This is a genomic window from Actinoallomurus oryzae (genome assembly GCF_039541955.1).
In the GTDB taxonomy this organism is placed as follows: Bacteria; Actinomycetota; Actinomycetes; order Streptosporangiales; family Streptosporangiaceae; genus Actinoallomurus; species Actinoallomurus oryzae.
Window position 1 is genome coordinate 409,850 of the sequence record NZ_BAABHF010000019.1, and the last position, 23,533, is coordinate 433,382.

The following is a 23,533-nucleotide window of genomic DNA, read 5'->3' on the forward strand; positions in this document are numbered from 1 at the left end:
GCCGGGATCCGGCCGTGCTGGTCCCGCGCCCCCGAGGGTCCTACGGTGGCGTTGTTCGCATGATCGGCAGCCGACGAGGGAGCCCATGCCCGAGTTCTCATCCCTGCGTCCGGGGGATCCCCGCAGGCTCGGCCGCTACCGCCTGAAGGGACGTCTCGGGGAGGGCGGTCAGGGCGTCGTCTACGCGGCGACCGGCCCGGGTGGCTCCCGCGTGGCGGTGAAGGTCCTGCACACGGGGTGGGCGGCGGACGGCGTGGCGCGGCGGAGTTTCGAGAAGGAGGTGGCGGCGGCCCGGCGGGTGGCGCCGTTCTGCGTCGCCCAGGTGCTGGACGCGAACCTGTCGAAGTCTCCCCCGTTCATCGTCACGGAGTTCGTCGACGGTCCCACGCTCCTGCGGTCGGTACGGGACGAGGGCCCGCGGTCGGGACCGGCGCTGCACCGGCTCGCGGTGGCCACCGCGACGGCGCTCGCCGCGATCCACGAGGCCGGCGTCGTGCACCGTGACTTCAAGCCGGCCAACGTGCTGCTCGGTGCCGACGGCCCACGAGTGATCGACTTCGGCATCGCCCGTACGCTCGACGGCGGTCCCACGTTGACCGGCGGCATCGTCGGCACGCCGTCGTACATGGCGCCGGAGCAGTTCGAGGAGCGGACGATCGGGCCGGCGGCCGACGTGTTCGCCTGGGGCTGCGTGATGGTGTTCGCGGCGTCGGGCTCCCCGCCGTTCGCCGGGGAGAGCATCGCCGCGATCGGCAACCGCGTCCTGCGGGGGAGGCCCGATCTCGGCCCGCTGTCCGGGCCGCTGCGGGACATCGTCCTGGCGTGCCTGGCCAAGGACGAGCGGGCGCGCCCGTCAATGCGCGACGTGCTGATCTGGCTGCTCGGCCGGCCGGACGCGCGGCAGGCGCCGATCGGGGAGGCGCTCGTCGCGGGCCGCCGGACGTCCGTGCTGCCCGACGACCAACTGCCCGACACGAGCGCGCCGCCGCCCGGCACCGTGCCGGGCGGGCGCATGGGCCGTCGCGGTCCGGTGGTCGCGGCCACGGCCGTCGCGGCCGCCGCGGTGATCACCACGGCCGGCGTGGTGCTCTGGCCTGGCCTGCGCGGAAACGGTGCCGTCCATCGGCCCACGCCACCGCCCTCCGCGTCGGCGTCGGCGTCGGCCGACTTCCGCGACACCGGTCAGCTGTCCCGTACGCCCCGTCTCGGCCTGGAGTTCTGGCAGGGTGGTGCCCCGGACGCCATGTCGTTCGCCCAACGCGGCGACAAGGACGTCGTGACGGTGAAGATGAAGAAGGCGCCGTTCGAACTGCGATTTCCGAAACAGGCCGAGGACGTCGCCGTGGAGGTCTGCGCCTGGACCGACGACAGCGTCTTCAACCTCCGGAACGGCGCGTCGGTCGCCGAGAACCCCTGTTTCCGGCCGGGCACCGGGCTCGCGGACTACGAGTACGGCAGCGGCACGCTGTTCCTGAACAACGAGAGCCACAACGAGTTCGTCGGCACGAGGATCACCCACCAGTCCGCGGACCAGGACAAGGTCTACCTCGCCCAGACCTGGCGTGACCGGCGGAGGACTCCCCTGCGGCAGCGGCGGGGCGACGTGTACCTGACGATCTTCATCGACAAGAACAAGGACGGGACGGCCCAGCTCACCAGCCCCGCCGAGTACGAGTTCGTCGTCCTGCACTTCTGACCGTCGCGCGGAGCGCCGGACGACGGTCAGAACTCGCCTCGCCCGCCAAGAGTCACCGCACGCGCTCAGGCGTGCGGGCGGAACGCCACGCGCACGCAGCCGTCCTTCTTGTGCTTGAACATGTCATAGCCACGGGGCGCGTCGTCGAGCGGCATCTCGTGGGTGGCCAGCTGGCGTGTGGACAGTTCCCCGGCCGCCATGCGCTTGAGCAGCATCGGGATGTAGCGGTGCCCGTGCTGCTGCGCCCCGGCGAACACCAGGCCCTTGTTCATCAGCATGCCGAGCGGGAACCGGTCCACCATGCCGCCGAACACGCCGAGCACGAACACCGAACCGCCCTTGCAACAAGCATGGATCGCCTCGCGAACCGCGATGGGCCGGTCCTGCTGCATGTGGAGCTGCTGCTTGACCCGGTCGTAGGCGTACTGGCCGTCCGGGGCGCCGGTGGCCTCCATGCCGACCGCCTCGATGCACACGTCCGGGCCGCGTCCGCCCGTACGCTCGTACAGGTCGGCCGGCACGTCCGTCTGGGAGAAGTCGATCGTCTCGACGTCCATGTACCGCTCGGCCATGGCGAGCCGCTCGGGCAGCCGGTCGATGACGATGACGCGTTCGGCGCCGAGAAGCTGCGCCGCGCGTGCCGCCATCTGGCCGACGCCGCCCGCGCCCCACACCGCGACGACGTCGCCGGGCTTCACGCCGCCCATGTGGGCGCCCATCCATCCGGTCGGCGCGGCGTCGGAGGCGTACAGGGCGTCCAGGTCGCTGACGCCGTCGGGCACCGGGAAGGTGCCGAAGTCGGCGAACGGGACCCGGATGTATTCGGAGTGGCTGCCCTTGAACCCGCCCATGGCGTGGGAGTAGCCGTACACGCCGCCGGTCTCGAAGCCGAGCGTGTCGCGGGCCAGTTCCCAGTTGGGGTTGGTGTTGTCGCACAGCGACCACAGGTCGTGCGTGCAGTACCAGCACCGGCCGCAGCCGATGAAGGAGCACACGACGACCCGCTCGCCGACCTTGCGGCGGCGGACCCCGCGGCCGATGTCGACGATCTCCCCCATGAACTCGTGGCCGATGACGTCGCCCGCCTGCATGGTCGGAACGAAGCCGTCGATGAGGTGCAGGTCCGATCCGCAGGTCGTGCTCAGCGTGACCTTGACGATCGCGTCCTGGTCGTTGAGGATCTGCGGGTCGGGGACCCGCTCGACCGACAGCCGGTTCACGCCCTCCCAGCACAGTGCCTTCACAGCCGGCCTCCTCGACGGCCGGCGAACTCCAGGAGCTTGCCCGCCTGGGCGGGTTCCGCGGCGGCCGGCCAGTCGCCGCGCAGCACCTCCCCGTTCTCGATGATCGCCTTGGCGTCGCGGAGCGCCCGCTCGACCATGCGCCGGGGATCCTCTTCGGGATGCCGGTCGACCATTCCGGCGATCTTCGTACGCGGCAGGTCGCGCAGCCGCGCGCCGAGTTCGGTGCCGCGGTCGCCGGGCGCGGGAGCGATCTTGATGTCGACCGCGTCGCCGAGCCGGGTGATCGGCTCCGGAAGGTCGGCCCGTGAGGCCAGCCGCTGCGGCGAGCAGTTGACGGTCACCATGATCCAGCGATTCTTGAGCGCGCGTTCCCGCGCGGGCCGGTGGATCGCCCAGCGGGCGACGCCCATGCCGGCCGCCAGCAGCCCCAGCCCGCCGGCGACCCGCTTCATGTTCGGGGTCATGACCGAGGGCATCGCCGTGGGCATCCTCTCCGCGATCCCCGCGGGCATGGTCATCCGGCCCGCCATCCGGCTCGACATGCGGCCGGGCATCCGCGTCCCCATCCGGCCGGGCATGCGCCGTGCCATACGCGCGGGCATCCGCCCCGCCATCCGCGAGGGTCTGCGTCCCATCATCTGACCGGGCATGTACTCGGCCATGCGGGCGGACATTCGCCCCGCCATCCGCGAGGGCTTGCGTCCCATCATCTGACCGGGCATGTACTCGGCCATGCGGGCGGGCATCCGGCCCATCATGCCGCCCGGCGTCCGGCCGGGCAGGTACTCCGCCATGCGGGCGGGCATGCGCGCCGCCGTCTTGGCGGCCTGGGCGGCGGGCGTACGCCCGCGGGTGGGGGCGCTCATGCCCCGGGCCCGGCGGCCGAGGTCCTGACAGGCGCTGAGGATCTTTTGGGCCGAGGGCGCGAGCGATCCGTCGCGCATGATTCGGCGTCTGGGTATTCTCTCGGCGGCGAAGCGCCACCCGCGGATCTGCTGCTGCATGCGTCGGCACCGTTCGTGTGTCGCTGGAATATCGCTCTGACCTGCGATGGTGCCGTACCCGCGCCGACCCGCGCGTCATGCGCGGCACGCGGTCCAGTGACGAAGCTTTACCGCCGCCGCACTCCGGCTTTGCCCGGAGTCAGCGGACCGCGCCCACTCCGGCCAGCACCCAGGACGTGCCACCGCCGGTCTCGCCGCGGACGTCGGGGTGCCACTCCGGCGCCGGAACGAGCCCGGGGGGCACCAGGTCCAGGCCGCCGAACAGGCGCTCGATCCGCTCCCGTGGCCGCAGTACGGCCGGGGCCGTGGAGTTCGCGTAGGCGGCCGTTATCGTCGCGACCTTGTCCTCCCGCTGCCCGGTGCCGGTGATCGTCGAGATCACCACCCGGCTGCCCGGCGGCACCGCCTCGGCGAACCTGCGCACGAGCCCGGCGGCCTCCTCGTCGTCGGGCACGAACTGCAGCACCGAGACGAACAGCACCGCGACCGGCTCGTCGAAGTCGATCAGTGCCTTGAGCCGGGGATCGCCGAGGATCGCCTCCGGCTCCCGCATGTCCGCCCCGATGAAGGTGGTGTGGTCGTCCCTGGCCAGCATCGCCTCGCCGTGGGCGAGCACGATCGGATCGTTGTCGACGTACACGACGCGGGTCTCGGGCGCGACCTCCTGGGCGACCTCGTGCACGTTGCCCTCGGTGGGCAGGCCGGTGCCCAGGTCGACGAACTGCCGGATGCCGGTCTCCAGCGTCAGGTGGCGGACCACGCGGCGCAGGAAGGCGCGGTTCTCCCGTGCGACCCGCCGGCCCTCGGGCATGACCGCCAGGATCGACTCCGCGGCCTCGCGGTCGACCGCGAAGTTGTCCTTGCCGCCGAGGTAGTAGTTGTAGAGGCGCGCGGGGCTGGGTTTGGTGACATCGGCTCGCTGCGCCGCCGGCGACTCCGGCTCGTCTTGCGGCTCCGGCACGGCACGCTCCTCCCCGAACGACTCGCGGAAGCATCGTATCGGCAGAAATTTCCTATCGCACCGCGAATGCGTCTTATTGGGAAACCTCCGTGACCACCGGAACACACCACCCCGGAACGCGAAAAGCCATACGTAACCAAGCCTTTACTCATCGTTATCCGATTACGGGTGTCGAGCCGTCAGGAACCCCGAATAACGTCAGTACGAATAATCGGGAACGCCGCCGTATTTCGCGATCCGTGGGGAGGCCGAATGAACGCCTGGCTCCGGCGTCATCTGCGGAGGCGCCCGAGGGAAGACGCCGCCGGGACGCCGCGGGAAGACGGCGCCAGGGCGCCTGCGCGCGACCGGGGCCCCGGCCACCGCCACCGTGCTCCGGCCGACGCCGGGCATCCGCCGGCGCCGAGGGACCAGAGGCACACGAAGGCGGTGCGCGAGCTGGGCATCGCCGGAGCCGTCCTCCGGGCGGTGGAGCGGCGAGCGGCCGGCCGGCCCGTACGGCGGGCGCGCGTACGCGCCGGTGCCCTGCTCCACATCAGCGGCCCCGCGCTCAACCAGGCGTTCATCACGGTGTCCGACGGCACCGTGGCGGACGGCGCGCACCTCGACGTGGTCGTCGAGCCGGTGCGGCTCGGCTGCCGGTCGTGCGGACGCGTCGTGACGTCCGACCGGATTCTCGCCGTCTGCTCCGGCTGCGGCGGAACCCGGCTGGACCTGCACAGCGGCGACGGGCTCGTGCTGGAGTCCGTCGAGTTCACCGAGTCCGAGCGGAGACACGAGCCGTCGGCCTGAGCGCGCGGCTCGAGTCCGGCGCCGGCTCAGGTCCGGCGTCGCCTGCGGGAAAGTCTCCTGGGCTGGACCCGCCTCATCCGCGGCGAGGACGGCATGACCGGCGCCTCCATCCTGCTCCCGATCGCGCCGGTCACGCGTTCCAGCTCGGGCCGCAGGCCGGCCATCATCGCGCCATAGGCGTCCGGATCCATCGACCGGCCGATGGTGAGGGCGCGGGTGGCCATCGTCGCCTCCTCCTCGAACGCCTCGTCCGCCGCCACGAGGTGACGGTAGAGCTCCGCGGCGGCCTCCATGCCGCGCAGCGCCTCGTCCGGCCGGCCGAGGACGGCGAGCATGAAGGCGGTCGGCATCAGCGCACGGGCGACTCCACCACGGTCCGCGAGGGAGTCCCGAGGCGTCAGAGTCCGGCTCAGGGTGACGGCCTCGCGGAGATGGAGGACGGCGTTCTCGACATCGCCCAGGTGCGCGTGCCAGTAGGCGAGCTTGGCCACGATCCTGGCGCGGGTCGCGCGGTGTGCGGCCGACGCGGGCGCGGGCGGCTCGCCGATCGCGGCCAGGGCCTCGGCCGTGCGCTCGACGGCCTGCCGGTAACGCCGCGACGCGCCGTGCAACGTGCCGAGGTTCGCCAGGGAGGTGGCGAGATCGAGCCCGAACGCGGCGGGGTTCGTCTCGGCCATCGCCCGGTAGAGCCGGGCGGCCTCCTCGGCGGCCTGGAGCGCCCCGGCCCTGTCCTTGGCCCGGCTCAGGTCCTGGGACCGGTTCACGAGCGCGCGGGCCAGGTCGGGGGTGAAGGCGGCCGGATCGTCGGCGGCGAGGCGCTGGAAGATCTTCAGCCCGCTGTGCGTCGCGACCCTGGCCTGCCGGTCGGAGCCCTGCTGTGCCAGCCGGTTGCCCAGGTTCAGGTACGCCCGGCCGAGCCCCGCCTCCGCCCCGGCGTCCTTGTCCGGCTGCGTCTCGCGGGCCTGTACGACCAGGTACGCCAGGTCCAGCGCCTCCCGGTGCCGCCCCGTGTGGGACATGGTGATCTCGAGGGCGTCCATGCCGGTCGCCAGCCCCTCCCCGGCGGCCGGCGGATCGTCGCCGACCGCGTGGTGGAAGAGCGAGACCGCCTCCCACAGCGGGGCGTACGCGTCCGTGTGCCGCCCCTCGTGCGCCAGGGCGATGCCCTGGTTGAGCAGCGCCCACGCATGATCGACCCGCGTCTCGGCGGCGCGCGAGGCCGGCAGCGAGCGGAACAGCTCCACGGCGCGGTCGAAGCTCGCGCGCGCCCGCTCGCCGAGGCCCGCGTTGCCTTCGCGCAGGCCGAGTTCGCAGTGCAGCTTCGCCCGTTCTCCGGGGTCCTTCGCCGCCGCGAGGCGGTGTCCGGTCAAGGCCTCGACGCAGGCCAGGCTGCCGACGTCGAGATCGACGTGGTGGGCGGGGAGGTGCGGTTCGATCGCCTCCAGGACGGCCGGGTCCAGATGCGGCAGTCCGGCGAGGGTGACGAGAGCGGCGCCTCCGGCGGCCAGGGCGAGCCGGGGCCGCCGGCGCAACAGCGGGGAGAGCTGCGTCCGGGCGACGTGCTCCCATCGCGCCGCGGTCTCGATGAGGACCGTGATCGCCTGCCGGGCGTACGGCGGTGTCGTGTCGCCCTCGTCCTCTCCGGCCGTCAGGAGGGCCTCCGGTGCCGTCGCCGCCCACGCGTCCGCGGTGAAGCCGTCGGTGTGACCGGGCGTGAGCAGGGCGATGAAGTCTTCGGCCAGCCGGTCGGGGTACAGCGGTTCGAGCACGGTGGCCTGGTCGCGAGGCGGAAAGCATCGCGTGTGGGCGTCCAGGGCCCGCTGCAGGACGGCGGGCTCGCGGGCCAGTCCCGCGCGTTCGGCCACCTCAATGCCGGCGGGGTGGACGAGAGGGCCGGTGAGCGAGGCGACGAAGACCGTACGGCCCATCGCCTGGGCGTCGACGGTCGGCAGGCCGCCGGCGTGCGCGTGCAGGTCCTGCCAGTAGTCGAGCTCGTGGTTCAGCAGGTACTCGGAGAGCCGGGCGGGATCGTCCGGGGCGCTCTCGGCGTGCCGGTACGCGTCGACGGCGGCCAGGGCCGCCATGTGGGCCGTCAGCGCGACGCCGTACGCCGGGTCGGTGGTGATCCCGGCCGGCCGGCCCACCGCGTCCGCGGGCACCCCCATCGCCTCGGCGAAGCGGTCCCGCGCCCGGTCGAAGGCTGCCAGCCGCTCGTCCGGCGACGCGGCGAGCGGGGGAAGCGGCATGGCCTCCGCGGTGATGTCCAGGTCGCGTTCCAGCCGGTGCGACAGGCCGGACCACCACAGCCCGGAGGCGCGGGCCAGCAGCAGGATCCGGACCCGCTCCCGGCCGGCCAACTCGTCGATCATGCCGGTGAGGTCGTCCACGGCCCAGCGCTCGGCGTAGTCGACGAGGACGAGGAGCCCGTCCCCGTCCTCGCCCGCCGGGGGCGGGGACTCACGGCGCCGGGAGGTGGATCGCGCGGGCCGTGCGACGCGTACCCGCCAGCCCGCCTCCATGGACAGCCGCGCGAACTGGTCGGCGAGCCGGGTCTTGCCCTGCCCGCCCGCGCCGCTGACCAGGCGTACGGAGGCCTGGTCCGGGCGGTCTCGCCAGTCCGTCAGCCGCTGGAGCTGCTCGGCGCGGCCGGTGAAGTCGACCACCCGGAGCCGGGCCGCCAGGAGCCGGCTCGGCCGGCGACGCGCCTCCTCCAGGCTCGGCACCGGCGGCGTACGGACCGGCTCCAGCCGGTAGGCGGCCGGTTCCACGCGCAGGTCGCCCGCGGCCTGGTAGACGATGGCGCGATCGGTCGCCGTGGCGGTCATGGTGATCGCCTGCCGCTCCGGAAGAGGGGCCGGCCGCGCCGCGCCGCCGGCTCGCGGGAACGGTGGCCGCGCCGGGCTCCCGTCGCTCATGACTCGTTGATGTGCTGGTCGCCGGCGGACTGGTACACGCGTCCGTGTCCGGACGCCGTCGCGTTCATCAGGACGGCGCGTGTCCGTTCGCGGTCCGGCGCGTCGAGCGCGGGCAGCAACTCCTCGTCGAGGACCCGGCGCAGGTCGGCCGCCAAGGCCGGATCCCGGCGCACGAGATCGCGCAGGCGCAGCCGCCACACACTCACCAGGACCTGCTCGGTGTCGTCGTCCTGGTCCGCGCGTGCGGCCAGCACCTGGACCCGCACCTGCGCCAGTTCGTCCTCCACCGTCTCGGCCTCCGCCGAACCGGCCCGCCGCCACAGGCCGACGACGGCCGCTCGCGCCTGCTGCCACGCGTCGGTCGCCATCGCGCCCACGACGGCCGTGCCCGCCGCCACCAACACCGGGTCCATCGGATGCTCCTCACGACTCCTGGGTGATCCCGGTGCCGGTGCACCGGAGCTGCCCTCTGTCTAGAGGCTCCGGCGGCGGTTTCCCACGGCCTGGCGTTGTTCGGTTGTTCGGGAATTGTTCGCGCAGGTCAGAGCGCTGGCACGGACCGGCTCACAGCACCAGGTTGAGCAGCATGATGAGCACGATCGACACGACCGAGATGATCGTCTCCATGATCGACCACGTCTTGATGGTCTGGCCCACGCTCATCCCGTAGAACTCCTTGACGAGCCAGAAGCCGGCGTCGTTGACGTGGGAGAAGAACAGCGACCCCGAGCCGATGGCCAGGACCAGCAGGGCCGTGTGCGAGGTGCTCATCCCGGCGGCGAGCGGGGCCACGATGCCGGCCGCCGAGATGGTCGCGACGGTGGCCGATCCGGTCGCGAGCCGGATGCCGACCGCGACCAGCCAGCCGAGCAGCAGCGCGGAGATGTTCGCGCCGTTCGCGGCCTGGGTGATGGCCTTGCCGACACCGGCGTCGACCAGCGTCTGCTTGAAGCCGCCGCCGGCGGCCACGATGAGCATGACGCTCGCGATGGGCGGCAGGGACTCGGCGACGATGCCGGAGATCCGCTCCTTGCCGAACCCGGCCGGCAGCCCGAGCGTGAACATCCCCACGATGACCGCGACGAGCAGGGCGAACAGCGGCGTGCCGATCGCGTCGAGGGCCGTACGGAGGCCGCCGTCGTCCAGCCAGACGTCGGCGACGGCCTTGGCGAGCATGAGCACGACGGGGAGCAGGACGGTCCCGACCGTGAGCCCGAACCCGGGCCGCCGCCGGTTCTCCTCGCCCTCGCGGTCCTCGCCGTCGGCCATCAGACCGGCGGGCGGCTCGGCGTGCACCCAGCGCGCGGCCACCCGGCCGAACAGCGGCCCGGCGATGATCACGGTCGGGACGGCGACGAGCAGCCCGAGGGCGAGGGTGACGCCCAGGTCGGCCTTGACCGTGCTGATCGCGACGAGCGGACCCGGGTGCGGCGGCACCAGGCCGTGCAGCACGGACAGGCCGGCGAGCGCCGGGATGCCGAGGAGCATGAGCGGCCGCCCGGAGCGCCGCGCGACGAGCAGGACCACGGGCACGAGCAGGACCAGGCCGATCTCGAAGAACATCGGCAGCCCGATCAGCACGGCGATGAGCGTCATCGCCCAGGGCAGCATGCGCGCGCCGGACTTGGCGAGGATGGTGTCGACGATCTGGTCGGCCCCGCCGGACTCCGCGAGCAGCTTGCCGAGCATCGCGCCGAGGGCGATGAGGACGCCGACGCTCGCGACGACGTCGCCCACTCCCTTGCTGAAGCTGGTGATCATCTTTTCGAGGGGCATGCCGGCGACGGCACCGAGCGCTCCGGACCCCAGCGCGAGCGCGAGGAACGGATGGACCTTCAACTGCGTGATCAGTACGACGATGACGGCGACACCGATGACGGCCGCCACGATCAGCCGGGTGTCGTGGCCGGTCCAGGAGGACGCGGCCAGCGCTGGATCAGCGAGCGCTGTCAATGGGGGCTCTCTTCCTGTCGTGAGGCTGGTGGGGGTCGAGGGGGTCATCCCTGGGACAGGTGGGGTACTGCGCCGGCGGCGCGCGGGAAGCGATCACGGCGTCCATCCTGACTGCTCTCCCCGCAAACCACCAGGTACCGGACGCCAAGCGTCGCTCTCTCGCCTGACGCCGGCTCCTGACGCCTTCTACGGACGACCCGGACCCGGGAGCCGCCTACTCGACGCGCGCGGCCCGATGGAGGAAGCCGGCCAGAGCGCCTGGCATCGGTGGACGGCGGGCGGTGAACCCGCCCGCCGTCCACCGATGCCTTCACCCGCCTTCTTGCCGGACGTCTTCCCGGCGGCTACTTCACACCCAGCTGGGTGTAGTCGTAGTAAGCGTTGAGCCCCTGACTGACATAGACGTTCTTCAGGTTCGGCGGCCGGTACAGAAGCTGCTTCACGTTCAGGAACGGCACGATGAACGCGTCGTTCATCACCTTGGCGTCGACCTGGGCGTACAGCGCGTTACGGGCGTTGGTGTCACCCGTCACGGCCGCCTTGTCCATCAGCCGGTCGACGGCCGGATCCTTCACACCCAGGTTGCTGTTGCCCGCAGGCCGGATGACGCGGCTGTCGACGATCTGCTCAAGGTAACCGAAGCCCTCCGGCCAGTCGGCGCCCCACGACATCATGATCAGGCCGAGGCCGTTCTTCTTCACGTAGTCCGTGTTGCCGGCGTACAGCTTGAAGTAGTCGCCCTGCGGATACTTCTTGATCTCGGCCTTGATGCCGACCTTCTGCAGGCCCTGCTGCAGAGCGAGGGCCGCGTTGACCTCCTTGAGCCGCTCGGCCCGCGCGGTGATGACGGTGCTGAAGCCGTTCGGCTTACCGCACGCCTGCAGCTCCTGCTTGGCCTTTGCCAGGTCACCGTGGTTGCCCGGACCCGACGGGTACGGGTCGGCGTCCCGGGAACCCAGAATGGTCGGTGGCATCAGGTGAGTCGCGATGTCACCGCCGGACAGCGGACCTCCGTTGGCGGTCTGCATCGCGGTCTTGTCCGTGGCGTACTCGATCGCGCGACGGCAGTGGATGTTGTCGAACGGCGGCACCGACGAGGAGATCTGAACGTAGTTCAGCCGGGTCGTGGGCGCGGCGTCCGCGTTCTTCTTCAGGTTCGGGTTCGACTGGATCTTGGCAGCGGCGGCCGCCTGCACGCCGGTCCCCGCGACGTCCACGTCCAGCGACCCGTTCATCAGCCGGTTGTCCAGGTCATCGGCGTTGACGCCCATCTGGACCTCGATCCGGTCCGGGAGCGCCTTGCGGTTCGGGTCGGTGGCCGAGTCCCAGTTCGGGTTGCGGACCAGGGTCAGCGACTTGCCGACGGTGTAATTCTCGAACTTGTACGGGCCGGTGGACATCACGTGCTGCTTGTAGTCCGCGCCGGTGTCCTTGGCGGGCGGCACCGGGATGGTGGCCGGCAGCATCGTGAAGTAGTCGAAGCCGGCGAACGGCTTCTTCAGGTGGAAAATGATCGTGTTGTCATCCGGCGTCTCGATCGCCGTCAAGCCCAGCCTGTCCGGCGACTTGTCCTTGTAGGGCGAGGTGTAGCCCTGCAGGTCGAGGAAGTCGTTGAAGTACGTCGGGCCGTTCGGGAACGTGCTCTTGTCCAGCGTGCGCTCGACGTCGTACTTGACGTCCTGGGCGCGCACCGGTGTTCCGTCCTCGTACTTGACGCCCGGCTTGAGCTTGTACGTCCACGTCTTGAAGTCGGCGCTGTGCTCGCCGAGGCTCTGCGCCAGGTCGGGAACCAATTGCTGACTTCCGCGCCCCGCGCCCGGCTTGAACATCGTCAGTGCACGCCCGTAGAAACGGATGAAGTCCCACGAATAGCCGTAGTACGTGTCGGCCGGATCGACGTTGTCCCAGGTGCCCGCGTTCGCGAATCGCAGCGTGCCCCCCGCCTTGGTCGACGGATTGACCACACTGCTGAGCCCGGCGTTGAACGTGCCGTTCCCGCCGCCACTGCCGCCGGAACCACCGGTGCCTCCGCACGCGGCCAGCGCGAGTGACAGAACGACACCCATCGCCACCAGGGGAGTTCTTCTTCTCATTGGGTGGCATTCCTCCTTCAGAAAGGAACTCATGACATCGATCAGCTCTGTGATCGGCGGGAACACGGGTCGAGCGCGTCACGCAGGCCGTCGCCGGACAAGGTGAAGGCTCGGACCGCGGCAGAGATCGCCAGACCCGACACGATCACGAGGCCGACGGCCGGCGGCCGACCAGCCTCTTCGCGTACAGAGCGCGGCGTATCGGTCCATCGCCCCGCTCCACCGCGCCACCGCCGGTACGGCCGTCCGGGCCGGCGATGTTCTGCCGGCCCGGACGGTTCGGTGGGTGGCCTGGTCAGTGGTTCGTGTCGCTGACGTTCACCTTGCAGGTCGAGGTGGCCGTCTTCCGCGGGTCGCTCACCGAGGTCGCGGTCAGCTTGACCGTGGCGGATCGGGCGCTGCCCGGCGTACGGGTCACGTAGACCGGGACGTTGACGCTCTTGCCGAATGCCGCCGTGGTGAGCTTGTTCGGCAGTTGCGCCGACCAACCCGATCCCGCGACGGCGGTCGACAGCCGGTAGATGTCGCTCCGCAGGTAGGCGCGCTCGTCCTGTGGGTGCAGTGCCGGATCGGTGGCCGCGTCCTGCCCGGTGTTGGTCACCGGGAACGTACAGTCGGTGGCCCACGCCGGGGCCCGGCCGACCGGCCTGCCCTGGGCTACGGCGACGCCGCGTCGCTGCGGTCCGGCGCCGGTCGGGTTCTGTACGCCGATGATGTAGTGCAGCAGTCCCTTGGCGTCGGTGTACCGGTCGAGAATGTAGAAGTGCAGGTCGTTCTTCGCGTCCACGTACTCGTTCTGCGACCCCGAGTTCGTTCCGGCGTGGAACAGCGCATCATTGAGCTGTCGGTAGTCTCCGATGGTGCGCATCACCGGGGTGCCGTCCGGCCGCTTGAAGTCAAGCCGGCCGATGTCCTCCGGATGCGCGTCCTCCACCCAGGTGAAGCAGTTGTAGCCGCAGCTCGAACCTTCCTTGGAGGGTCCACCGGGCTCATACGGCTTGTTCTTGGCGATCAACACGCCGTTGTCCGGCTCGAACGAGCCGTACCCGATCCGCTGAACCGTCTCGAGCGTGTAGTTGCTCCAGCCGCCGGAGGGGCCACCGCCGTCGCACAGCGGGTCGGTGTCGACGTCGCACGCCGGCTCGTGGTCGACCGGCGCGCCGCCGTCCAGTGACACCTGGACACCCGCCAGGGAGCCGGTGGGCGGCTTCTCGGCGTTCACCGCCCTGGCGATCACGTCCGCGACCGCCAGACCCGACTTGGCGAGTCCGTCACGGTTGAGCCGCAGCACCGAGGCGTACGGGACGAAGCCCATCCCGATCTTGCTCCGCAGGGTGTGCTCGGCTCCCATCGAGGCGCCCTGTTGCGCCGGCACTTCCCAGCGGTTGTGCGGACCGCCCGGACCGTTGAACGAGCCGCGATCCATCATGTCCCATGGCCCCGACCCGACCCGGTGGTAGGGCGTCGCATAGGGATTGTTGTTGTTGTCACCGATGCTGAAGAAGAAGTGACTCAGCTCGTGCGTGATCGTGCCCGAGCTCTCCCCCTGCCGGACCGTGGACTGGCCCCACAGTTGGGAGCCGGCGAGCCAGGAGGTCCAGGGCACGTACCGGCTGGGCACCGTGTTCGGCAGGGCCGGGTTCGGGTTGCCCCAAGTGTCGCGCGGCACGTCCTGCGGCGACTGGAACTTCATCTCGCCGAACTCCTGCCACACCGAGGTCTCGTCGTAGCCGGCGTAGACCCGCAGGACCACGTCGTAGCCGCAGTCGCCGGTGCAGCCGGCGTCGGCGTGCCACAGTTTGTCGGCGTCGCTCTCCAGCCGGGTCCCGGCACAGTTGTTGAGGCTCGCCTTGTCGGGGACCGTCACCGTGGAGTCGAGCGTGAGGTGCGTGTCGTCGGGTATGCCCGTCACGGTCTTCTGGCCGGACGGGGTGGCGCCGGCGATCGTGATGAGGTCGCCGACCTTGAGGAACCTGGTCGACTCCACCGCGACGGTGGTCACATCGGTCTGGGCGCCGGTCACCGTGGTCTGGCCCGGACAGCCCTGCTGCTGCGGCTGGCCGATGTCGTTCAGGCCGTACTGGGAGGAGTTCTTCGGCATCCGGTACGGCCCGTAGGGCGTCACTGAGGAGATGCCGACCTGCCCGCCGCTCTGTTCCATCCAGTACCCGTTGATGGTCTGGTAGTGGTTCACCGCGCTCGGCTTGTTGAAGAAATCGGCGTAGAACTTCGCCACCTGGTCACGGGACACCGGATCGATCTGCGGGTTGCCGAACGGGTCGGATTTCTTCGCCTTGGTGATCACGAATGGCTCGTCGGGGAAGTCAACGGCGACAAGCGCGACCCGTAGCGCACGGCGGGTCGGGACCGCCCCGCTGGTCGCCCAGCTCATACCCGGAATCGGCTTGTAGTCGTTCCAGGTCATGTCCTGCTGGTCCTGCACATGCTGGGGGTCGATCGGCCGTAGCGCCGGCGCGTGCCCCGTCGGCGCGGCCTGGCCGGTCCCGGCCATGCTCAGCGATATGCCGAGCAGGACGGCGAAGAACACGGCCAAGGCCTTTGCGGTCACACGCCGGGAAGAGCGATGTCTGCGGCTATAGAGCATGAACAACACCTTCTGTAGCGAACGCACCGAGGCCGAACCCTACGATCCGGATGTGCACCGGTCACTGTGCAGATGCCGGAAGCCCCCGGCGGCAACCCCGACGTCTGTCGGGATTCGTCGATCAGCGGGACGCCTCGATCACGCCGCACCAAAGGAGTACAGTCCGGGCAAGTAGTTGATCTATCGACATATGACCCCACCTGCTCTGTCGAGGGTGCGTGATGGTCTCTGACCTGCAAACGATCGTGGACTCTGTCGCAAGCAGGGTCGGTCGGCCCGCGGTGATCGAAGACCATCGTCAGCGTGTGGTCGTCTACAGCGAGCAACTCGAGCCGATGGACGAGGTACGCCGGCTGTCGATCCTGCGGCGGCAGACCACACCTGAGGTGATCGCGTTCTTCCGGCAGGTCGGCATCGTGCGGGCCACCGAGCCCATCCGGACCCCTGCCTGCGCCGAGTTGAAGATGCTGCCCAGGATCTGTGTCCCGATCCGGCACGGCGACCTGTTGCTCGGATTCGCGTGGCTCATCGACGCGGACCAGTCGATGACCGACGAGGAGATCGCCGCGGTGTCGACGACGACCACCGATCTGGCGCTCGCGCTGTACCGCGAGAACCTCACCGGAGAGCTGCGGTCGCAACGGGAGACGGAGGCGATCCGACTCCTGCTCGCCGACGAGCGGGACGCGCAGCGGCATGGTGCGACGAGCCTGCTGGAAGACAACCTGATCTCCGCTGACGGCGCTCCCACCACCGCGGTCGTCGCCCGCTTGGTCCCGCGGCCGGACGTGCGACTCGACGACCTGGCCCGCATCGCCCTGGAGCAGGCACTGGTCGCGAGCCGCCGGTGGATCGGTCCTCGCGAGGCCGTGCATCTGGTGCGTTACGACCACGGCGTGCTGCTGGTCCGGGACAGGCAAGGTCATGCTCCCCCACTCGCCGTCGCCGAGCATGTGAACGACGCACTGCGGACCACCATTCGCGGGCTGTCCTCAGTGGCCCGTGCGGTGGTCGGCGTCGGGCGTCCGCGCTCAGAGTTGTCCGAGGTCCGCATGTCGTATGACGAAGCGGTGCTGGCCGCGCGGATCGCCGTTCAGCTTCCGGTCGTCGGGCCGGTGGCGAGCTGGTCGCAGCTGGGGATCTACCGCGTCCTGTCACAGCTGTCCAGCGAGGTGACGAACGGCGCCAGTGTCCATCCCGGTCTGGAGGAGCTGTTCAAGGATCCCAGCAATCAGCCGCTACTGGAGACCCTGGAGACCTACCTCGACATGGCGGGCAACGCACGCGTCACCGCGGAGCGGTTGAACCTGCACCGCACCTCCCTGTACTACCGGCTGCAACGCGTCGAACAGCTCGCCGGCACCGACCTGAAGAACGGCAATGAGCGGCTGTCCCTGCACCTGGCGTTGAAGCTGGCACGGTTGAAGGGGCCGGCGTAGCTTTCCCCGGGCCGCATCGACCGCATCGTGCGATGCCCTCGAACCGTTCTGCTCGTCATCGGTGGCTCCGGTCGCCGTGAGGAGGAGCACCCTGGCTCGGCGCCGTCTCGGTGGTGGGCGGGTCCACCTCGCTCGCCTTCTCGAATCAGCAGACCGCGGAGGCCGGTATCGATCAGCCCTGGGCCGCTCCGCTACCGACCAGTGTCGAGTATGACCGAGCCGGAGACTCGACGGTTGACGGTTTCCCGACCCGGCCACAGACGAACAACATGTCTACCGGGAACTCGTTCGGATGCTGCTTGCCGGATCCGTGCTCATGTCCATGCCGTGCCGCCTTACGGTCGCGGTTTCGCCCGTCGGCTCCGGACATCGGGCGATACGGCGTGCTCGACACCGAATGAGGTCCGAACAAAGCGAAGGGAGTGACGTGACCACTGCTCGGCTGACCGTCGGTCTCTTCACCGCCGTGGAGCGCCAGACGGCGATCGGATACGCCGCCCAGGCGGAACGCGAGTTCCGTTCCTAGCCGGGTTGATGATGCAGAAGACGGATGTGCTGGTCGTCGGAGCGGGGATCACCGGGGCGTCGTGCGCGTTCTACGCCGCACGCGCCGGTCTGACCGTCACGGTCGTCGACCGGCGCTCCGTCGCCGGCGGGACGACCGGTGCCGGCGAGGGCAATGTTCTGGTCTCCGACAAGGAGCCCGGGCCCGAGCTGGATCTCGCGTTGCTCTCGTCCCGGCTGTGGCGACGACTCGCCGTCGAGGTCGGAGGCTTTGAGTATGAGCCCAAGGGCGGGCTCGTCGTCGCCGCGACCGCCGGCAGCCGCACCGGGCTGGGTGACCTGGAGGCGCGGCAACGCGCGGCCGGCGTGGAGGTGGTGCCGGTCACCTCCGCGGACCTGCCCGGCTATGAGCCGCACCTGGCGAGAGAACTCGCCGGCGGCGCGTTCTATCCGCAGGATGCGCAGGTCCAGCCGATGCTGGCCGCCGCGCGGCTGTTGCGTGCGTCCGGTGCCCGGGTTCGCACCGGTGTGACCGTCACCGAGCTGATCCGCGCGGGCGATCGGATCGTCGGGGTCCGTACGGACCAGGACGAGATCGCGGCCGGCGTGGTCGTCAACGCGGCCGGCACCTGGGGTGGGGAGATCGCGGCGCTCGCCGGCGTGGAGGTGCCGGTGCTGCCGCGCCGTGGGTTCGTCCTCGTCACCGAGCCGTTGCCGCCGTTGATCCGGCACAAGGTGTACGCCGCGGAGTACGTGGCCGATGTCGCGAGCGACGACGAGGGGCTGGAGACATCGGCGGTCGTGGAGGGGACTCGGGCGGGCACCGTGCTCATCGGGGCCAGCAGGGAACGGGTCGGGTTCGATCGCGGGTTCTCGCTGCCGGTGTTGCGGCGCCTCGCCCGCCAGGCGATCGCACTGTTTCCCGTTCTCGAGGACGTGGCAACGATCCGCGCGTACCACGGTTTCCGCCCCTACTGCCCGGATCACCTGCCGGTTTTGGGGCCGGATCCACGAGCGGAGGGTCTGTTGCACGCGTGTGGTCACGAAGGGGCGGGCGTCGGTCTGGCCGCAGCGACCGGGCACGCGCTCGCTCAAGTGCTCACGGGTGAGAAACCTGATCTGGACCTCACCCCCTTCCGGCCAGAGCGTTTTACGGAGGCCTCATGAATGAGATCACTTTCGCGGGCCGGCGGGTGCCGTTCGTACCGGGACAGAGCATCGGTGCAGCCCTGATCGCCGCAGGGATCAAATCGTGGCGTACGACTCGGGTGGGGGCGCGGCCACGCGGCCTGTTCTGCGGGATCGGGGTGTGCTTCGACTGTCTGATCACCGTCAATGATCAGGCGTCGCTGCGGGCGTGCATGATCGAGGCGCGGCCCGGTGACATCGTGAGGGGGCCGGATGATGCATGACGTGGCGGTGATCGGTGCGGGCCCGGCCGGGCTCGCCGCGGCGGTGACCGCCGCCGGAGCGGGTCTGGACGTCGCGCTCCTGGACGCCGGGCGGCGGCCGGGAGGGCAGTACTACCGGCATCACGCGGCGGAGACCGGGGAGTCCCATCGCGACTGGGAGACCTTCGCGCGGCTACGTGACCGGCTCGGGCTGCTGACCTACCTGCCGGGTCACCGGGTCTGGCACGTTGAGGACGGCTTCACGGTGCACGCCCTGCGGGGCGCCCGTGAGGAGCGGCCGGTGGAGGTCGGGGCGCGTGCTGTCATCGTGGCGGCCGGTGCCCATGACCGGTCGCTGCCGTTTCCCGGCTGGGACCTGCCCGGCGTGCTGACCGCCGGGGGTGCCCAGGCCCTTGTCAAAGGTGATCTCGTCACGGCGGGGTCGCGTGTGGTCGTCGCCGGCACGGGGCCCTTCCTCCTGCCGGTCGCCACGGGCCTGGCCAAGGCCGGTGCCACGGTCGCGGGGGTGTTCGAGGGGAACCGGCCGTACGGTTTCGCCCGCAGTCTCACCGCCCATCCGGACAAGGCCGTGGAAGGCGCCGGATACGGGGTCGCGCTGGCGCGTCATCGGATCCCGTACCGCGCTGGACATGTGGTGATCGAGGCGCGGGGAGACCGCGAGGTCGAGGCCGTCGTCGTCGCCCGGCTCGATCGCACGGGGGCGCCGGTGGACGAGCGTCTCATCGAGTGCGACGTCCTGGCGGTCGGGTACGGGTTCACACCGCAGCTGGAGGTCCCGCTGCAACTCGGCTGTGAGACACGGGTGGACGTGGACGGGAGCCTGATCGCGGTCGTGGACGCGGCGCAGCGTACGAACGTCCCCCGCGTCTATGCCGCAGGTGAGACCACGGGGGTGGGCGGCGCGCAGCTGGCGCTGGTGGAAGGGGAGCTGGCCGGCCTGGCCGCCGCGGCGGCGCTGAGCGGGAGGTCCCCGGCGTCCCCGGCCGAGGTCCGGAGGCTCACGGCCAGACGAAGGCGCCTGCGAGCGTTCGCCACGGCCATGCACCGGGCGTATCCCGTTCCGAACGACTGGATGGGCCGGCTGCGGGATGACACTCTCGTGTGCCGCTGCGAGGAGGTCACACGTGCGGGGCTCGACGCGGCCGTCGAGCTCGGCGCCGCGGATCCCCGGTCGGTCAAACTGCTCAGCCGCGTCGGCATGGGCTGGTGCCAGGGCAGAGTGTGCGGCTACGCGGCGAGCCGGCTCACCGCCGCGGCCACGGGCCGGGCGCCCGACGCGGACGATCTTCGCGGGCTCGCGCGACGCCCGATCGCTCAGCCGGTACGCCTCCGCGACATCGCCACCGGGCATCCGTGATCGATCAACCGTCCTCTGACTCACCGCAATGAAGGAGAACCATGAGTACCACGCGTAAGCCATGGCACGGCGTCATGGTCGCCACCGCGTTGCCCCTGCGAGATGATCTGTCGGTCGATTACGACCGCTACGCAGAGCATCTTCGTTGGCTGGTCGACGCCGGCTGCGATGGTGTGTGCCCGAACGGCTCGCTGGGTGAGTACCAGACGCTCTCGGATGAGGAACGGGCCCGCATCGTCCGTACCGCTGTCGAGGCGGTCGGTGGCGACCGGGTGATGCCAGGCGTCGGCGCCTACGGTTCGGCCGAGTCACGGCGCTGGGCGGAGCAGGCACGGGATGCCGGTGCCGGCGCGGTACTGCTTCTTCCACCGAACGGCTACCGGGCCGACGATCGTATCGTCGCGGCGCATTATGCCGAGGTCGCCAAGGCCGGGCTCCCGGTCGTCGCGTACAACAATCCGCACGACACGAAGGTGGATCTGACTCCGCCGCTGCTGGCGCGCCTGCACGCGGCCGGTCACATCGTGGCGGTCAAGGAATTCAGCGGCGACGTACGGCGTGGCTACCGGATCGCCGAGCTGGCGCCGGAGCTTGACCTGCTGATCGGCGCGGATGACGTACTGCTGGAGCTCGCTCTGGCCGGCGCCAAGGGATGGATCGCGGGCTACCCGAACGCGTTGCCGAGGGCGAGCGTCGCGCTGTACCGAGCCGCCGTCGATGCTGATCTCGACCGTGCGCGGCCGCTGTACAAGGCGCTCCATCCCCTGTTGCGCTGGGACTCCAGGACCGAGTTCGTCCAGGCGATCAAGTTGTCGATGGATCTGCTCGGCCGGTACGGCGGCCCGTGCCGCCCTCCCCGCCTGCCGCTCACCGAGGAGCAGGAGAAGACCGTACGTGTGGCCACCGAGGCGGTCGCGTACCTGGAGAGCGATGCGTAGCCGGCGCGTGTTCCACGCCGTGGACTCCCACACCGAGGGGATGCCCACGCGCGTCATCACCGGCGGGGTCGGCGTCATCCCGGGGGCGACCATGTCCGAACGGCGGCGCCACTTCATCGACAACCTCGACCACATCCGCACCCTGCTGATGTACGAGCCGCGCGGGCACGCCTCGATGAGCGGCGCGATCCTGCAGCCGCCGACCCGCGAGGACGCGGACTACGGCGTGCTGTTCATCGAGGTCTCCGGCTGCCTTCCGATGTGCGGGCACGGCACGATCGGAGTCGCGACCGTGCTGGTCGAGACCGGCATGGTGCAGGTGCGCGAGCCGGTCACCACGATCCGCCTGGACACACCGGCCGGCCTCGTCGTCGCCGAGGTCGCCGTGCAGGGCGGCGCGGCCAGGAGCGTCACCATCCAGAACGTGCCCGCGTTCTCAACCGCTCTGGATGAGATGGTCGAGGTCCCGGGCATCGGCACGGTGACCTACGACATGGCCTATGGCGGCAACTTCTACGCGATCCTGCCCATCGAGCGGGTGAGGCTGCCGTTCGACCGGGCGTACAAGAACGACATCCTCTCCGCCGGGCTGGCGATGATGGACGCGATCAACGATCAGCACCGGCCGATCCACCCGGAGGATCCGGCCATCGGCGGCTGCCACCACGTACAGTTCGTCGCGCCCGGATCCGACGCCCGGCACTCCCGGCACGCGATGGCGATCCACCCCGGCTGGTTCGACCGGTCGCCGTGCGGCACCGGCACTTCGGCCCGGCTCGCCCAGCTGCACCGTCGCGGTGAGATCGAACCCGGCGACGAGTTCGTCAACGAGTCCTTCATCGGCAGCCGCTTCATCGGGCGCATCACGGAAGAGACGACCATCTCCGCGGCGGGAGCGGCAACGCGGCCCGCGGTCGTGCCGGCCGTCACGGGCCGGGCGTGGGTGACCGGCACCGCCCAGTATCTCCTCGACCCCGACGACACCTTCTCCGAGGGGTTTCTCCTTTGATGATCAACAGCCACTCCCCTCACGACCCCTCCGGCATCGTGGCGGAGACCGCTGCCGGCGACCCCGTCGCTGCACACGACGCCCTCTCGCCGACCGCCTGAACGGCGTCGAGCGGCACGCTCGCCGATGGTGTGCCGCTCGTGCGGCTCCGACCCGGCACGGATCACGCCAGGCGGTCAGCAGGTGACGCGGCCGGCCTGTACGACGCTACGCGGTCGCGCTTCGTCCCACAGGACGTCGGGGTCCGAGAGCGGATCCCCTGCCAGGACCAGCAGGTCCGCGACCGCGCCGACCCTGAGTCGTCCAAGGTCGTCTCGCCGGATGAGGTCCGCGTTGACGCACGTCAGCGACTGGAGGACCGCAAGGGGCGTCCGTACTCGCAGGTGCAGCGGAATACCGCACAGCTGCTCGCCGACCAGCTCACCCATGTTGTCGCTACCGAATCCGATCGGTAGGCCGTGGCGTCCGGCGACCTTCAGCGAATCACATCCCGCCTCGAGCACCTCGTCGTTCTTCCGCCGTGCGAAGCCGGGTAGACCCAGCTCGTCGGCACGCCGGTGGATGGCGTCGTACGCGCCCAGCGTCGGCACCAGAAAGGCGCCGTGCTCCCTCATCGCCGCGGCACTGGCATCGTCGAGGAGGTTCCCGTGCTCGATCGAACGGACCCCGTTGCGCACCGAGTGGAGGATGGCCTCCGGCGAGTACGCGTGGGCGGCGACATAGGAGTGACGACGCCGCGCCTCATCCGCTACGGCACACAACTCCTCGTCCGAGTACTGAGGCGGGCGGAGAGGATCCGTCGGAGAGCTGATCCCCCCGGACGTCATCACCTTGATGGCATGCGCGCCCACGCGAAGCCGTTCTCGCGCCGCCTTGCGCATCGCGTCCACGCCGTCGACGACCTCGCACAGGTGCCCGCAGGTGAAGCAGACGTCGACGTCCGGCTCGCGCGGGTCGCCGTGCCCGCCCGTCTGGCTGAGAGCGGGACCGGTGTACAGGTAACGGGGCACCCGGACCAGGCCGTCCGTGATGGCCCGTGCGAGGCCGGCGTCGCCGCCGGCCGGATCGCGCACCGTGGTGAAACCGCGCCTGAGGGCGCCTTTGAGCCGCTCCACCGCGTTGATCGCGACGAAGCTCGCCAACCGGCGTTCGGTGCCGAGCCCGCCCATCCCGCTGGCATAGGCGTGGAAGTGGGCGTCGATGAGGCCGGGGACGACCATCCGGCCGCCCAGTTCCACCGTGGCGCTGTCGGTGCGGTCGACGACCCCCATCGCCACGATGCGACCGTTCTCGACCCGGAGATCTCCTTCGACGACCTCGCCGGACTCGGGGTCCAGGAAGCGGCCGTCGACGAACGTCGACGCGCCGGTCGGCGGCGGTGGTGCGCTCATCGAGGAAGGCCGACCGCGCGTCGGGCGTGAAGGAGCACCTCGTCGACCTCCAGCGCACCGGCCGGCACGACTTGCCTGGTGTCGCGCGACGGTCTCATGAGGTCATGCTGACACTCGCCCTCAAAGGCGGCAACTCGGTGCGGCCCGGCGGTATCCGGCAGACCGGGCCCCAGGCACCCCCCATGTGGCCAGGGCCCGGTCGTGCCGTCCGATGCCGCGA

17 protein-coding genes are annotated in these 23,533 nt (G+C 70.5%); 8 read left to right on the plus strand and 9 right to left on the minus strand.

The window, feature by feature from the left end:
• The first annotated feature begins 85 nt into the window (after positions 1–85).
• Positions 86–1,696 carry a serine/threonine-protein kinase gene (locus tag ABEA10_RS16130; protein ID WP_345464176.1) on the plus strand — a complete coding sequence of 537 codons (1,611 nt, stop codon included), beginning with the start codon at positions 86–88 and terminating at the stop codon, positions 1,694–1,696.
• A 65-nt stretch (positions 1,697–1,761) separates the two neighbouring features.
• On the opposite strand, the gene ABEA10_RS16135 is transcribed toward ABEA10_RS16130, so the two are convergent.
• From ABEA10_RS16135 to ABEA10_RS16145, 3 genes are all read right to left on the minus strand, one after another.
• On the minus strand, positions 1,762–2,940 hold the full coding sequence (locus ABEA10_RS16135; protein ID WP_329238455.1) for a zinc-dependent alcohol dehydrogenase: 1,179 nt from the start codon (positions 2,938–2,940) through the stop codon (positions 1,762–1,764).
• On the minus strand, positions 2,937–3,884 hold the full coding sequence (locus ABEA10_RS16140; RefSeq protein ID WP_345464181.1) for a hypothetical protein: 948 nt from the start codon (positions 3,882–3,884) through the stop codon (positions 2,937–2,939). Before ABEA10_RS16140 ends, ABEA10_RS16135 begins: the two co-directional genes overlap by 4 nt.
• Before the next feature lie 199 nt (positions 3,885–4,083).
• Positions 4,084–4,905: an SAM-dependent methyltransferase gene (locus tag ABEA10_RS16145; RefSeq protein ID WP_345464184.1), complete on the minus strand. Its 822-nt coding sequence runs from the start codon at positions 4,903–4,905 to the stop codon at positions 4,084–4,086.
• A 252-nt stretch (positions 4,906–5,157) separates the two neighbouring features.
• Here ABEA10_RS16145 and ABEA10_RS16150 point away from each other — a divergent pair, with 252 nt between their 5' ends.
• Positions 5,158–5,697: a hydrogenase maturation nickel metallochaperone HypA gene (locus tag ABEA10_RS16150; RefSeq protein ID WP_345464187.1), complete on the plus strand. Its 540-nt coding sequence runs from the start codon at positions 5,158–5,160 to the stop codon at positions 5,695–5,697.
• A 26-nt stretch (positions 5,698–5,723) separates the two neighbouring features.
• On the opposite strand, the gene ABEA10_RS16155 is transcribed toward ABEA10_RS16150, so the two are convergent.
• From ABEA10_RS16155 to ABEA10_RS16175, 5 genes are all read right to left on the minus strand, one after another.
• On the minus strand, positions 5,724–8,612 hold the full coding sequence (locus ABEA10_RS16155) for a hypothetical protein (protein ID WP_345464190.1): 2,889 nt from the start codon (positions 8,610–8,612) through the stop codon (positions 5,724–5,726).
• Complete coding sequence (locus ABEA10_RS16160) at positions 8,609–9,025, minus strand: hypothetical protein (protein ID WP_345464193.1); 417 nt, start codon at positions 9,023–9,025, stop codon at positions 8,609–8,611. The genes ABEA10_RS16155 and ABEA10_RS16160 overlap by 4 nt, the downstream gene beginning before the upstream one ends.
• 151 nt (positions 9,026–9,176) lie before the next feature.
• Positions 9,177–10,565 carry a GntT/GntP/DsdX family permease gene (locus ABEA10_RS16165; RefSeq protein WP_345464196.1) on the minus strand — a complete coding sequence of 463 codons (1,389 nt, stop codon included), beginning with the start codon at positions 10,563–10,565 and terminating at the stop codon, positions 9,177–9,179.
• A gap of 344 nt (positions 10,566–10,909) precedes the next feature.
• On the minus strand, positions 10,910–12,631 hold the full coding sequence (locus ABEA10_RS16170; protein ID WP_345464199.1) for an ABC transporter substrate-binding protein: 1,722 nt from the start codon (positions 12,629–12,631) through the stop codon (positions 10,910–10,912).
• A gap of 322 nt (positions 12,632–12,953) precedes the next feature.
• Positions 12,954–15,227, minus strand: a complete 2,274-nt coding sequence (locus ABEA10_RS16175) for a metallopeptidase domain-containing protein (RefSeq protein WP_345464202.1) — start codon at positions 15,225–15,227, stop codon at positions 12,954–12,956.
• Positions 15,228–15,568: 341 nt separating this feature from the next.
• On the opposite strand from ABEA10_RS16175, the gene ABEA10_RS16180 reads away from it, so the two are divergent.
• The 6 genes from ABEA10_RS16180 to ABEA10_RS16205 all read left to right on the plus strand — a co-directional run bounded on the left by ABEA10_RS16180 (position 15,569) and on the right by ABEA10_RS16205 (position 21,922).
• The gene (locus ABEA10_RS16180) at positions 15,569–16,702 is read left to right on the plus strand and encodes a PucR family transcriptional regulator (RefSeq protein WP_345464205.1); all 1,134 of its coding nucleotides are present in this window, start codon (positions 15,569–15,571) and stop codon (positions 16,700–16,702) included.
• A gap of 537 nt (positions 16,703–17,239) precedes the next feature.
• Entirely contained in the window at positions 17,240–18,373 is a 1,134-nt protein-coding gene (locus tag ABEA10_RS16185) for an NAD(P)/FAD-dependent oxidoreductase (RefSeq protein WP_345464208.1), read from the plus strand.
• Complete coding sequence (locus ABEA10_RS16190; protein WP_345464211.1) at positions 18,370–18,618, plus strand: (2Fe-2S)-binding protein; 249 nt, start codon at positions 18,370–18,372, stop codon at positions 18,616–18,618. Before ABEA10_RS16185 ends, ABEA10_RS16190 begins: the two co-directional genes overlap by 4 nt.
• A complete protein-coding gene (locus ABEA10_RS16195) occupies positions 18,608–19,975 on the plus strand; it encodes an FAD/NAD(P)-dependent oxidoreductase (RefSeq protein ID WP_345464214.1) in 1,368 nt (455 codons plus the stop codon). The genes ABEA10_RS16190 and ABEA10_RS16195 overlap by 11 nt, the downstream gene beginning before the upstream one ends.
• Positions 19,976–20,016: 41 nt before the next feature.
• Entirely contained in the window at positions 20,017–20,913 is an 897-nt protein-coding gene (locus tag ABEA10_RS16200) for a dihydrodipicolinate synthase family protein (RefSeq protein ID WP_345464217.1), read from the plus strand.
• Positions 20,906–21,922, plus strand: a complete 1,017-nt coding sequence (locus ABEA10_RS16205; protein WP_345464221.1) for a proline racemase family protein — start codon at positions 20,906–20,908, stop codon at positions 21,920–21,922. Before ABEA10_RS16200 ends, ABEA10_RS16205 begins: the two co-directional genes overlap by 8 nt.
• Positions 21,923–22,098: 176 nt before the next feature.
• Here ABEA10_RS16205 and ABEA10_RS16210 read toward each other — a convergent pair whose 3' ends face one another.
• Positions 22,099–23,313, minus strand: coding sequence for a metal-dependent hydrolase family protein (locus tag ABEA10_RS16210; RefSeq protein WP_345464224.1), 1,215 nt, complete (start codon positions 23,311–23,313; stop codon positions 22,099–22,101).
• Positions 23,314–23,533: the final 220 nt, after the last annotated feature.